Annotated in this window: 13 protein-coding genes and 2 pseudogenes; 11 read left to right on the forward strand and 4 right to left on the reverse strand. The window is 35.9% G+C overall.

Annotated elements, in window-relative coordinates; all coding sequences use genetic code 11:
• Both H624_RS0108265 and H624_RS0108270 read left to right on the forward strand, forming a co-directional pair.
• Positions 1-252 (forward strand): DDE-type integrase/transposase/recombinase (locus tag H624_RS0108265; protein WP_026867167.1); only part of this gene is annotated, 252 nt, incomplete at its 5' end.
• A gap of 242 nt (positions 253-494) precedes the next feature.
• Entirely contained in the window at positions 495-1253 is a 759-nt protein-coding gene (locus tag H624_RS0108270; protein ID WP_051220547.1) for an aminoglycoside adenylyltransferase domain-containing protein, read from the forward strand.
• 52 nt (positions 1254-1305) lie between these two features.
• On the opposite strand, the gene rpsN is transcribed toward H624_RS0108270, so the two are convergent.
• The 3 genes from rpsN to H624_RS12950 form a co-directional block, all read right to left on the reverse strand.
• Complete coding sequence (gene rpsN / locus H624_RS0108275; RefSeq protein WP_026867169.1) at positions 1306-1575, reverse strand: 30S ribosomal protein S14; 270 nt, start codon at positions 1573-1575, stop codon at positions 1306-1308.
• A 557-nt stretch (positions 1576-2132) separates the two neighbouring features.
• A complete protein-coding gene (locus H624_RS0108280; RefSeq protein WP_026867170.1) occupies positions 2133-2354 on the reverse strand; it encodes a hypothetical protein in 222 nt (73 codons plus the stop codon).
• Between the two features lie 301 nt (positions 2355-2655).
• The gene (locus H624_RS12950; protein ID WP_156889177.1) at positions 2656-2730 is read right to left on the reverse strand and encodes a type I toxin-antitoxin system Fst family toxin; all 75 of its coding nucleotides are present in this window, start codon (positions 2728-2730) and stop codon (positions 2656-2658) included.
• Between the two features lie 492 nt (positions 2731-3222).
• Here H624_RS12950 and H624_RS0108285 point away from each other — a divergent pair, with 492 nt between their 5' ends.
• Positions 3223-3990, forward strand: a complete 768-nt coding sequence (locus H624_RS0108285; RefSeq protein ID WP_026867171.1) for a hypothetical protein — start codon at positions 3223-3225, stop codon at positions 3988-3990.
• 52 nt (positions 3991-4042) lie between these two features.
• Here H624_RS0108285 and H624_RS0108290 read toward each other — a convergent pair whose 3' ends face one another.
• The gene (locus H624_RS0108290; RefSeq protein WP_026867172.1) at positions 4043-4645 is read right to left on the reverse strand and encodes a recombinase family protein; all 603 of its coding nucleotides are present in this window, start codon (positions 4643-4645) and stop codon (positions 4043-4045) included.
• Between the two features lie 293 nt (positions 4646-4938).
• Between H624_RS0108290 and H624_RS0108295 the strand changes: the two genes are divergently transcribed.
• The 8 genes and pseudogenes from H624_RS0108295 to H624_RS12870 all read left to right on the forward strand — a co-directional run bounded on the left by H624_RS0108295 (position 4939) and on the right by H624_RS12870 (position 13652).
• Positions 4939-5259 (forward strand): ArsR/SmtB family transcription factor, encoded by a 321-nt coding sequence (locus H624_RS0108295; RefSeq protein WP_026867173.1) that lies wholly within the window; start codon positions 4939-4941, stop codon positions 5257-5259.
• Between the two features lie 77 nt (positions 5260-5336).
• Complete coding sequence (locus H624_RS0108300; RefSeq protein WP_026867174.1) at positions 5337-6266, forward strand: cation diffusion facilitator family transporter; 930 nt, start codon at positions 5337-5339, stop codon at positions 6264-6266.
• A 1221-nt stretch (positions 6267-7487) separates the two neighbouring features.
• On the forward strand, positions 7488-8834 hold the full coding sequence (locus H624_RS0108305; protein WP_026867175.1) for a dihydrolipoyl dehydrogenase family protein: 1347 nt from the start codon (positions 7488-7490) through the stop codon (positions 8832-8834).
• Positions 8835-9130: 296 nt separating this feature from the next.
• A pseudogene (gene merR / locus H624_RS11920) lies at positions 9131-9415 on the forward strand (Hg(II)-responsive transcriptional regulator MerR); the annotation flags it as partial.
• A gap of 153 nt (positions 9416-9568) precedes the next feature.
• A complete protein-coding gene (gene istA, locus H624_RS0108315) occupies positions 9569-11119 on the forward strand; it encodes an IS21 family transposase (protein WP_026867176.1) in 1551 nt (516 codons plus the stop codon).
• A complete protein-coding gene (istB, locus tag H624_RS0108320) occupies positions 11116-11871 on the forward strand; it encodes an IS21-like element helper ATPase IstB (protein ID WP_026867177.1) in 756 nt (251 codons plus the stop codon). The genes istA and istB overlap by 4 nt, the downstream gene beginning before the upstream one ends.
• 398 nt (positions 11872-12269) lie before the next feature.
• Positions 12270-13211, forward strand: a pseudogene (locus H624_RS12865) (dihydrolipoyl dehydrogenase family protein); the annotation flags it as partial.
• On the forward strand, positions 13194-13652 hold the full coding sequence (locus H624_RS12870) for a hypothetical protein (RefSeq protein ID WP_235678970.1): 459 nt from the start codon (positions 13194-13196) through the stop codon (positions 13650-13652). The pseudogene H624_RS12865 and the gene H624_RS12870, both read left to right, overlap by 18 nt.
• Positions 13653-13664: the final 12 nt, after the last annotated feature.

The raw sequence follows: 13664 nt of genomic DNA on the forward strand, positions 1-13664 counted from the left end.
ATGGCTAAAGTAATTAAAGCTTTTAAACTTAAACCTGACTGTCATTGTACATCGAAATATCTGAATAACCTCATTGAGCAAGATCACCGTCATATTAAAGTAAGAAAGAAAAGATATCAAAGTATCAATACAGCAAAGAATACTTTAAAAGGTATTGAATGTATTTACGCTCTATATAAAAAGAACCGCAGGTCTCTTCAGATCTACGGATTTTCGCCATGCCACGAAATTAGCATCATGCTAGCAAATTAAGCGAACACTGACATGATAAATTAGTGGTTAGCTATATTTTTTTACTTTGCAACAGAACCGCCTCTTTCATATTGACTACATTTCTTATATGACTCTCATTTAGTAACAGAACTTTATCACCCTCTTACGATATTTATCTATATTCTATCTACCATTAAAATTAAAATCTATTCATAAAAAGTATACTGTCTCATTATGGTATAAAGGTTATATATAATGCTTTAAATCGGAGTGTTCTTATTATGAAAGAGGATAATATTCAAATCGATAATGTCTTAAATGAGTTGAAAGACTTGTTTACAAATGACTTATTAGGGGTCTATCTGTATGGTTCCTATGTTGAGAGTGGCTTAAAAACCAATAGTGATATTGATTTTTTAGTTATTTTAAATAGAGATATGACATATCAAGAGAAAGAACAACTAATTTCTAAAATTATGCCTATTTCCAAAAGTATTGGAGCGGACAGTAATCTCAGGTACATCGAGTTAACAGTGCTTAATTACAATGACAATGTCCCTTGGACCTATCCTCCTACTGAAGATTTTGTTTATGGAGAGTGGCTCAGGGAAGATTATTTAAACAATATAATTCCAACTAAGAAAACTAATTCAGATCTCGCTATTTTGCTTTACCAGGCGAGGTCAAACTCAATTTCACTTTACGGGGATAAAAATATCAAAAATCTAGTTCCTGAGATTCCTTTGAACGACTTACAAAAAGCGATTGAGGATGCTTCTAGAGTATTAATAGGTGATTATGAGGGTGATGAAACGAATGTCATTTTAACCTTTTGTCGCATGATTCTGACCTATACTACTGGTGAGGTCTATTCGAAAGAAACTGCCGGACAAATTGTTATGGAAAGCTTATCAGATGAAGAAGCTAAGCTAGTTCAAATGGCTGTTAATGATTATAAAACTGGGGAGTATATTGACTGGCATCTTTACCCAGTTGAGACTTTAATTCAGGTACTGCAAAATCGTATAGGACATGAATAATTTATCAATAAAGAGCCAGCAATCTTTTAATTAAGATTACTGGCTCTACTTTTTACCAACTTGCCTTTTTTACACCTGGAATCTGCCCTTTATAGGCATGATCACGAAAGGCAATACGAGACATATTAAATTTACGCATGTAACCACGAGGTCTACCGGTTACACCACAACGGTTGTTTACGCGTGTTGGTGATGAATCTCTAGGTAACTTCTGAAGTGCTTCATAATCACCTTTTTCTTTTAACTCTTTTCTTAACTCTGCATACTGTGCAACCATTTTTTCTCGCTTCTGTGCTTTAACTACTTTAGATTTCTTTGCCAAGTAAACACTCCTTTTGATTTTATCTTCTAACTCATCTAAGTGAATGAATTATAACGTAATCATTACGATTTATCAAAATAAAATATTATATAACAAAAAAACCGATGTATGATTTAAGATACATACATCGGCTTTGAAAGCAACTTTCTTATTCCCACTCAATGATGTACTCCAATTATCACCCTACAAGGGTTAATAAAAATCCTTTTAGATCAATGTTTTCCAACTATTTTCTTAAAAAGAATTCCAATACTATCTGCCCTTTTCCAGATAGTTTGCCCTTTTATTGCCCTGAAAACTCCACTAGGTTCTTATTTAAGAAACTTACTTAATTTAAAGTAAGAAGGCAGCATGTCATGTATAGAATCGATGTATTATTACCTAATTAATCATAGCAGTTATTTAGAGTACTTAAAGTTTATTCAAAAAACACAAGATGTTTCATTCAATCTCTGATGTGCTCCTCCTAAAGTAGACACTTAAAAATTAAAATAAAAAAAGCTTTCTAAATCTAGTAATTTAAGGATTTACAGTAAACGAATTTAATTAAATTGGTTCTAAAAAAAAGTGTTACCTACACTTATAAAGTCGTTATTTACAATAGTATCTCTTAGCTCTTTTCCAATTTCTTTAGCTTTTCTCTCTAGCATAGCTTCTAACTCCTTTTTATTCTGTCCATCTTGAAACTCGACAGTTTCTGAGTATTCTGCTTTAGAATCCTTACCTTCTATGAATTCAAAAACAATATCAAAGTCTACAACTACTTTTTTAAAAGCCATAACCTCTCCCTCCAAATAGCCATTTATTATAATAAAAAAAGTTGGCTTTTTCACTTCTCTCATCATACCAACTATATAATCTAATTAATAGTTCCTTATATTACCACCAAACATACTTAAGTTATCGCTAAAAAATATATCAAAAACGTTTCATTACAAGAATTTTGATTTTAATTAATTAGAATGTTATAATGTAGATAACAAAAATTAGTTCCATGGAATCACCGAACCCCCAATCTACTGGTATAGATTGGGGGTTTTTTGGTGTGGTTATTGTCGCCTACTTATTGTTACGCTTATCTCACCAATAGACAAAGAGCGCAACAATGCCCCCTACGATAATTGGGGCAATGATGTTAACAAAAATTAGTTCCATGGTGTTCACCTCCTTCCTGGTCGATGTTCGCCCAGGAAGTATAGGCGACTATGATATTGTATCATTTTTTATGTCCCGCAATAAGATTCGATCGTGTTTTAATGTAGACGCATCAGTTAGACTGGTTGCCCGTAATATACTGGCTTCTCCGAAACGTCTTTTGATTTTATCATAGGAAAGTTATATTGTGGGGTGTGGGATAAAATAATCCGTGAGGACGCACTCATATGTTGTGATCGACGTTTCTGCATAACTTTTTTCTCCTGTGCTAGAAAAAACAGTGGAGATTCATTTATGCCGAGAAAACTTTTGGTGGGAAAAGCAACCCTGAATAAACTAAAAAACCGGTAGGCATATACCGCGAGGTATCAAAAATGCCTACCTACAGCTTTTGGGTTTTTAGGGTTGCCGTTGGTTCACACCAAAAGAAAATTGGAATAAAAATTATTGATATAATTAGTAAAAAATAAAAGTATATGAATGGAGAAGTGGATGGATAATAAACAATCATTTATCGAAAAAATAGTGACTTATGAACCTGTTTTAATTTCTGATTTATTAGCGTTTATTTCCTCAATAATTTTATTAATAATTACTTGGAAATCTGTTTCTAATGCTAAAAAGAGTAATGAAATCACTTTAGATTCTTTGAAAATTTCAGAAGAGACATTAAAGTTACAAAAACAGCAATTCAATGAAAATATTAAACCTGTTTTAGTGATGTATTTTCCTGATGTAATGACAGAAGAGAAATCTCATTTTAACGAAAGTTGGGTTGCTGAGAATGTGTCTATGCTTTTTGGAGATTATCGTTTTAGTATTAAAAATACATCAAAAAACATTGCTTATAATGTGAGGGTTTATTTGTATTTATATGCAGAAAATGAGACTTGGATGAAACATAAAGATAATGGTTATAGGGATTTGGGGTTAATATTTACTACTAACGGATCATATCATTTAGATAGTAATGAAAAATTAAAAAATACTATTCCTTATCACTATTTTAAAGGTAAGATGAAAAATTTTTATACTGACATTTATATAATAGTTTCGTATGAAAATAAAATTGGAGATGTTTATGAAGAAGGTTATGTATTAAGACAAATGGGTCATGTTTATGGTGAATCTCATGTCACTGTAAGTTTTGAACCAAAAAGTATGGAGGTTGTAAAACTAAAAGAGACAGTATTGAATCAAAAAGAATTTTTAGAAAAACATTTTGAGAAAGATCTTTTTTATTATTTTGTGCCTAAATAATTTTGATTTCTTCTTATCTTGATACTATACGTCACATTTCTGTTGATAAACACTATTTCATTTCTTTCTTAATTCTATATATAGTCTGTCGTGTAATTCCTACTTCTTTCACAATTTGGGATATGGCAATGCCTTCTTTCAACTGAGAAACGACACGATGATACACGAGTCGCTTTTGAGGATCTTTCGCATTTGGAAAGTAAAGTATCGGTCGGCCTTTATAGATTCCTTTACTTTTTGCCAATTTAATACCTTGGGCTTGTCTACGCTTTGATTCCGAACGCTCCTGTTCTGCAATCATGCCTAGTATTTGGATGATTAGATCTTTGATGAACTTATCCAACAGTGGATTGCCGATCGCTTCACTCATAATAGGCAAACTTGTGATAACCAATTGAACATCTTTTTGCTTTAAGAAATTAACTGTATCTATGATTTCATCGTAATTTCTTCTTAATCGGTCAATAAATTCTACAATGAGTTGGTCTTCCGAACGCACAAAGTCTAAGACTTCTTTGAAGACACTGCGCTCATTTACGGTGGCACCAGATCTCTTTTCTCTAAAAACCTTTTCTGCACCAAATTCTTCTAATACTTCAATCTGTCTATTCAAATTCTGATCCAATGACGACACTCGAGCGTAGCCTATTTTCATATAACCATCTTTTCTGAATATAATTAAAATACACCCTAATCATACACTGAAAAACCAGTGAAAATAATATCCTTGTAATGTCTATTTAGGGTCTACCATAAATAGACGTTAATAACATAACATCAAAAAATATAAATATAATTGATAGGAAAAAGATAGTTGCGATTGTGTATCAATTAGAATGAGAGGCTTGACAATAATGCTAGATATTTTTAATATATGACTATATATAGATATACCAATATTAATATTAGACCTACTTAAATAGGGAGAGGTGAGTAATCATAAAAGACATGGAAGAAAACGAAACAGTGGTTAATCATAAAGATCTTGATGAAGAAACTTTATTTGTTGTTTCCCAGACTTTTAAAGCATTAAGTGACCCGACGCGAATCAGAATACTAAATTTGCTGTTTCTTAAAGAATATTCCGTAAATGATATCGCTGAAAACTTACATTTAAGACAATCTACTGTCTCCCACCAATTACGGTTTTTGAAGAATTTACGCTTGGTCAAATATAGAAGAGCGGGGACGACTCTATATTATTCCCATGACGATGCACATGTAATGAACATGTTGAAAGAAACAATTGATCACGCTTGTCATCACTGACCAAAGAAATATGAAAGAACTATATATATAAATCGATTTAATATATCGATCTGCAAATATTCAGAGGAGGGGATTGGATGAGTCAGGAGCATGACCATACACATGGTGCGAACAAAAAGACCTTGATGATCAGTTTCATAATTATCACAGTTTATATGATTATTGAAGCAATTGGAGGATTCCTGACAAATAGTCTCGCCTTACTAGCTGATGCGGGACATATGTTAAGTGATTCAATTTCGCTGGGTGTGGGATTGTTGGCTTTTATACTTGGAGAAAAAGCGGCCGATTATAGTAAAACATATGGATACAAACGATTTGAAATTCTTGCAGCAGTATTTAATGGCGTTACTCTGGTACTGATTGCTATCTACATTTTTTATGAGGCATATCAACGTTTTGCGAATCCACCTGAAGTGGCCTCTACTGGCATGTTGATAATTGCTACCATTGGGTTATTGGTAAATATACTTGTAGCATGGCTCCTCATGCGAGGAGGAGATACAAAGGAAAACTTGAACATACGTGCAGCATTTTTACATGTGCTGGGCGATCTGCTTGGTTCAGTAGGAGCCATTATTGCGGCGCTGATGATCATCTTCTTCAACTGGGGTTGGGCAGATCCGTTGGCGAGTGTGATTGTTGCAGTGCTTGTATTGATAAGCGGATGGCGTGTGACAAAAGATTCCATTCATGTACTGATGGAAGGCACACCCAAAAATGTTGAGATCGATGCAGTGATTAGAACCATAGAGCGCATTCCCGGTGTAAATAACATGCATGACTTGCATGTATGGAGTATAACAAGTGGTCAAAATGCACTCTCGTGCCATGTGGTAGTGGATGGCACCATTCCTATTCAGGAAAGCGAAGAAATACTGAGAACAATTGAACAAAAGTTGGAAGACGAGAATATTGGGCATGCAACTATTCAGATGGAAAGTGAAAATCATCCTCATAAAAATTCTGTAATGTGCAAGGATGAAAATCCGGAGCATGAACATTAAACAGTAGAATATATTGGATTGTAAAAAAGCTGTCATTATATTCTGGCAGCTTTTTTAGCACGTTTCATTACGATATATTTGACGATTTCATTACAACTTTTATAGCAAACATTGTATTAATTGTTTAAGTGATATCATTGCTATATAAAATATGATAGTTTGAACAGGAGAATGATACATGTTTGATTTGAGAATAATATTTATGGTTACAGATGTCACTTAAGACGCTATTTTACGCCTGTTTTTAAGCGCTATTTTGCACTATAACACATTTGAAAAAAGGTAGAACACAGCCTTTTATGTTCCAACTGTCACTTTCGATGTTATTTTGCACTGATTTAGGCGATAATTTGTACTATAGTTAAGAAACCCGGCTAATCTTTTCACAAAGACAGCTAGGCTTTAAAGTTGGTTATGCAAAATAACACTTAAAATATATGCAATTTATCGTCAAAAATGACACACATCTACAAATTGTTTAACCAGAAGATTACTTTTCTAATTATAAATGAAAAACGTTCGTAAAAGTATATGGAAAATATTGAACGTTCGTAAACTATTTTTATATGTTTAAGAACGTTTATTTTGATCTATTTCAAATGTTTTTAAACCGTTCTTAAAAGTGTACTTTTATGAACCTTAATGGTACTGTAAAATATTTAATTCAACTTATATAGTCGTTTCCCAATCCATGACAGACGCCTAGATACTAAAGTATAGTCATAAATTTTATGCTTTTCTCAATAGATATGAGGTTAGCGATTACTATCATTACGATATTTCCTTTAGGGTCGCGCACACTTGCCCAGAAATGAATCCGAAAATTCATGCCAATCATGCAGACATTGGTGGCATTTATCATCTTGTTATCCGGTGTTTACTTGCTTATTTATTTGACACACGGGCCGATTTTTTAATGCATGAAAAGGATGGAGTTAGTGGCAGATACAAAAATATTGAGGTGTTAGGGGCTCATCTTGTATCCGAAAATGCATGAAATGTGATTTACACGATGACATTAGCCGTTAATTTGCTTAACCATAGAAGATTTAAAAGAAAGTCTTGCTATATATTTAACAATGTTGTGCGGGATAACAACAAAATGAATCCACCGTTTAGTTAAATACGGTGGATTTTTTCAACCTTGGACAAGGTACGGGGTTTCATTAGATAGAAACAAGGCAAACGTATTACAGAGTGATTTCTATGAGGAGGATAATGATGACAAAGAAATACGATCTTATTGTGATTGGTTCAGGTTCTGCTGGTTCCATTACAGCAGCAAAATGTAATAAAGCCGGCTGGAATGTAGCTATGGTAGATGACAGGCCGCTTGGGGGCACGTGTGCACTACGTGGATGTGACCCAAAAAAGGTTCTACATGGTGCTGCCGAGCTTATTGATTGGAACAAACGAATGGTTAGGAACGGAGTACCATCTGAAGTCTCCATCAACTGGAAAGATCTAATGAGCTTTAAACGAACCTTTACAGATCATGTCCCGGAAAAAAAAGAGCAAGCATTGAATAAACAGGGAATCGATACGTATCATGGCAATGCATCTTTCATGAGTGAGGACAAACTTGAAGTGAATAAAGAAGTGCTCGAAGGGGGTCATTTCTTGATCGCTAGTGGTGCGAAACCTACCCCTTTGCCCATACAAGGAGAAGAACATCTTACTTATAGTGATGAGTTTTTGGAGTTGGATGAATTACCACAAAGAATCGTCTTTGTTGGTGGGGGGTATATTTCGTTTGAATTTGCTCACATCGCGGCACGTGCTGGATCAGAAGTTCATATTATCCATCGAGGTCAAAAACCTTTGGAGAATTTTGATATAGATCTTGTAGATATCCTTTTAGAAAAGTCGAAACAGATTGGCATACAGGTACATCTTCAACATTCCGTTGAATCCATTGAAAAAAAACAAGGTAAGTTTCATGTGTACGCTCGAAAAAAAGAGGATATAACTCGGTTTGAAGCAGACATTGTTATTCATGGAGCTGGACGGGTCCCTGCCTTAGATATGAATCTTGAAAAAGGGAATATAGAAAGGAAAAAACATGGTGTCCATGTTAATGAGTATTTGCAAAGTGTAAGTAACCCGAATGTCTATGCAGCCGGAGATGCTGCAGCAACGGATGGCTTGCCTCTCACACCTGTAGCCAGTGCAGATTCTCATGTCGTAGCATCTAATTTATTGAAAGGGAACAGCAAAAAAATTGAATATCCCGTGATTCCATCTGCTGTATTTACCGTACCTAAAATGGCATCGGTAGGTATGAGCGAGGAGGAAGCCAAAAACTCTGACCGGAGTATTAAAGTAAAGCAGAAAAACATCTCCGACTGGTTTACGTATAAACGGACAAATGAAGACTTTGCTGCGTTTAAAGTGCTGATTGACGAAGATCATGATCAAATTGTCGGTGCTCATTTGATTAGTAATGAAGCCGATGAACTGATTAATCATTTTGCAACAGCCATTCGTTTTGGAATTTCAACCAAAGAATTGAAACAAATGATATTTGCCTATCCAACGGCAGCTTCGGACATTGCCCACATGGTGTAAGTTTACGTAATGTGAGATGTTTATAAACCACTTTATCGTCTAATCTTGTTATATGATCTTAGAATCAAAAAGAAAATAACTTTTTTGACAGCCGCATTTTTCAACGGAAGAATGTGGCTTCTTGGCGTGAAGAGCAGATAGCTTTATTCTTAAACTTCTAAAAAACTTATGTGAACAATTGATAAATAAGGTTTTTTATCTGATCTGTTTTATAAGATTATTCTATAAAAGAAAAATAATGTATGACTTAACCGTGTACTATGGTACAGAGTTTATATTTTTATTGAGGTGACAATATGGGGATGAAAATCAGTGAATTGGCTAAAGCGTGTAATGTGAATAAAGAAACCGTTCGGTATTACGAGCGGAAAGGATTGATAGCCGGACCTCCCAGAAACGAATCAGGGTATCGAATATATTCAGAGGAAACAGCAGATCGGATACGGTTTATTAAACGAATGAAGGAATTGGACTTCTCGCTAAAAGAAATCCACCTGTTGTTTGGTGTAGTTGATCAAGATGGGGAGAGATGTAAAGATATGTACGTCTTTACCGTTCAAAAAACCAAAGAAATCGAGCGGTGATTACGGCCAGAAAAATGTACCACCTCTGCCATCTTTCTTACCATTAAATGACAAGGAATGTACCAAGTCATGTCAGTATGTTTACCACTACCTCCGATATAATTAATGCGCACACCAATAGGTGTGACATTTTATATCGGAGGTATTTTTATGATTCATTATCGAAAGATATTAGAATTACGTGCTGAAGGCATCAGTCTTAGAGGCATCGCGACCAGTACGAATCATTCTCGACAAAAAGTGACAGAAATTATTGATTTGGCGGAGAAGAAAGAATTAGTCTGTCCATTAGATGAAATAATGACAGATGTATGGATTGAGGCGTTTTTATATCCGGAAAAGACATTGGAGGCATCAGGCAGACAACCGTTAGATTTTGATTATATTCATCAGGAATTAGCGAAACCCAATGTGACGCTCTCACTCCTTCATCATGAATATGAGGCGGAGTGTCGGACGAATCAAAAAATACCGTATTCATATCGGAGCTTTGTCCGGCACTACAGTAAGTATGCAGATAAGCATAAAGCCACTTTACGCATCCGTAGAAAACCAGGGGAAATCATGGAGGTGGATTGGGCAGGATCCACAGCTTTTATCATTGATCGAGATACGGGTGAAAAGTTAAAAGCGTATGTATTTGTCGCCACTCTACCATGCAGTCAATTGTCTTATGCAGAGGCGACCTTGTCGATGGACTTACAGTCATGGATTCGAGTACACAATCATGCGTATGCTTACTTTGGCGGGACGACACAGATTATTGTTCCAGATAATTTGAAAGCGAGCGTGACAAAGCACACGTCTCAAGAGCTTATTTTAAACCCAACATACAGAGAAATGGCTGAGCATTATAATACAGTCGTCATGCCAGCACGTGTGCGGGCACCTAAAGATAAGTCGAGTGTTGAGGGCTCAGTCAGTACGGTTTCTACATGGATTATTGCCGCACTCAGAAATACTCAGTGCTTCAGTATCGATGAATTAAATGAAGCAATTGAACAAAAGTTGGCTGACTTCAATCAACGTGCATTTACACGTAAACAAGGGAACCGACTGTCAGCATTTGAAACAGAGGAGAAATTTGCGCTTTCCCCTCTGCCTGCCACACCGTATAAACTTTCTGTATGGAGAACAGCGAAAGTCCGTCCAGACTACCATGTCTCTGTCGAAAGTATGTTTTATTCTGTGCCTTATGAGTACATTAATCGGCAAGTTGACATCAGACTCTCAGAGACCCTGGTAGAAGTTTATTTCAATCATATGCGAGTGGCCTCTCACAAACGATTATATGGGAAATTTGGACAACTATCTACTATGCGGGACCATATGCCAGATAATCATAAATTATTTGTAGACCAGACACCGGAAGCTGCGATTGAGTGGGCAAACAGTATTGGTTCATGTACTCTGAAGGTCATCGAATATATATTGGATACGGCTCAAATTGAAAAACAAGCCCTCCAATCGATATTTTCACTGAAAAGATCAGAACGTAAATATACAAAGTATGAGATTGAACGAGCGTGTAAAATGGTAATTTCCCTCACTCAACGACCGACGGTCAAAAGCATTCAAACCCTCTTAAAAAATAATAAGAAGAATGATGCCGAACAGACACTGAAACAGAATACAGAAATGACCGAAAACAACTATGGCTTCACCCGTGGCGCATCTTATTATGGAGGTGAGGATAAATGATGAATGATCAGACTTTAACTAAATTACACGAAATGAAATTAAATGGCATGGCTGAAGCCTACCAGGAACAAGCGATGAATCAGGATTTTAAAAAGATGAGTTTTGAAGACCGATTTTCTTTACTGGTCGACTTGGAACATTCCCGTCGTAAAAATAATCGTCTGCAGCGCTTGATTAAAGCAGCGACATTCGTTAACTCAAATGCCAGTGTTGAAGATATTGAGTATCATGCAGATCGTCGACTGGATAAAGATTTGATTTTAAAACTAGCGAGTGGCACTTATATTCATCACGCGCACAACATCATATTAAAAGGACCCACAGGGTCAGGTAAGACATTTTTAGGCACCGCATTCGGTATTTCGGCATGTCGTCAATTGTACAAAGTGAAGTACATTCGTTTACCCGAGCTATTAGATGAATTATCTCTGGCCAAATTATCCGCAGATGGAAGTTACCGAAGAAGTATTAAAAAATATACAAAAGTGGACGTTCTAGTACTGGATGAGTGGTTACTCACTGATTTAACACCTGAAGAAGCAAGTATGCTTTTGGAAATTACAGAAGCCCGTCATAAGGTATCTTCAACCATTTTCTGTTCTCAAATTGACCCAAGTGGTTGGCATTTGAAACTGGGTAATGAAACAATTGCCGAAGCCATTTTAGATCGGATCATCCATGACTCCTATCAGATATTAATTGACGGAGAAATCTCTATGCGTGAACGTCATGGCTTGGAAGGTGGTTTCTAGTCTGGCACTACTGACTAAAAAAGACATCAATTCTTTCTCAACATATGATTACCATTAATTTTTATATGTATTGGTAAGCTTGTTGGCAGGGTGTGGTAAATACTATGTCATTTAGTGGTAAGAAAGATGGCAGAAGTGGTAAAATCTTGTGGCCGTAACCAAGCTTTTCCTTTAACTTGTTCCATTTTAAAAAACAGCTCCTTTATCTAAATTTTTTACAAAGCTATTGTTAACCAAAATTCGAAGATTAATGCATTCCGTTTTGAAATAAAAGAGGATAATAAGTCTAAAATATAGGAAATTCATTTTCATTTCTAAAACATTTTATTCGAATAATAACAGTGCGTCGTGTGCATTTTATATAAGTAGAACCATTATTTTGTAAAGGAGAATTCTTAATGACTAATTACGATCTTATAGTCATCGGTGGCGGTATGTGCGGTATTCAAGCTGCGAAACAAGGGGCTGCACTCAATGCCAAAGTAGCTCTAATTGAAAAAGATGATGTTCTTGGTGGTACCTGACTTAACAGGGGGTGCATCCCCAAAAAGGCCTTGGTAAGGTCTAGTGAAGTTTGGGATTTAGTTAACAATGCAAAGGAATTTGGAATAGTGGTGCAAAACGCATCTTTGCTTTGGGACAAAGTGATCGATCGAAAAGAAAAAATTATTAAGTCCTTTGAGGAAGATAAAGAAAAAGGTCTAAAAGAGCGAGGAATTGATTTAATTCGTGGAGAGGCATCGTTTATATCCTCAACGACTATCAAGGTCAATGACATGGAGATTTCAGCGGATAAGTTTGTGCTTGCTTTGGGATCAAAAACATCCACACCCCCAATTGAAGGTATCGAACACACGATAAACAGTACAGAAGCGTTAAATCTCCGTGAGTTGCCGAAGAAAATGGCGATTATTGGTGGTGGCGTTATTGCGATGGAATTTTCTCATATTTTTGCAAGTGTAGGTGTGGACTTGACTGTAATAGAAATGGGAGATCGCTTGTTGGCCAGTGAAGATCATGACTCTTCACAAACCATTGAAGCAATCTCAAAAGAAATAGGCATAGAAATTTTGTTAAACAGTAGAGTTCAGAAAGTCCTCAAAAGTAATGACGGGAAAATCATTGAGGTCGAAACGCTAGATGGAAAGAAATCTTTTGAAGTAGATCAGGTGTTATTGGCTACTGGACGTGTGCCAAATGTCAGTGGACTTGCTTTAGAACAAATTGGCGTTAAAGTCGAAAAAACAGGAATCCAAGTAAATGAATATCTTCAGACAACAGTGGAACACATCTATGCTGGCGGTGATGGCATTGGAGGATATATGTTAACTCCTGTTGCATCTTATGAAGGAAGAGTTGCTGCCAAAAATGCCATTGAAAATAACATTGAAAATGTCGATTATAGCTTAGTAACACGGACGACATTCACTCACCCGCCTATTTCTAGTATAGGTTTAACAGAACAAGAGGCGATTGAAAAAGGAATGGATATTGATACGAACCGGTTAGATTTTGCAGATGTTGGACCAGCAGTGGTATTAGGAGAAACAAGAGGATTTGTTAAGTTAATCAGTGACAAGAAGTCCAAACACCTTGTTGGTGCTCACATTGTTGGACCAAGAGCAGAGGAATTGATTCATGAAATTGCCATAGCCATGAAAGGCAAATTGACTATAACCGATCTTTCAGAGATTATATCTATTCATCCGAGTATTTCAGAAGCCGTTATTGGTACTGCCATCTCCGCTGACAAAGGATACCAGGAAAGCTGTTGTGGTTAAGGAGGTGAATGT

The sequence above is a fragment of the Jeotgalicoccus marinus DSM 19772 genome (assembly GCF_000425825.1).
Classification (GTDB): domain Bacteria; phylum Bacillota; class Bacilli; order Staphylococcales; family Salinicoccaceae; genus Jeotgalicoccus; species Jeotgalicoccus marinus.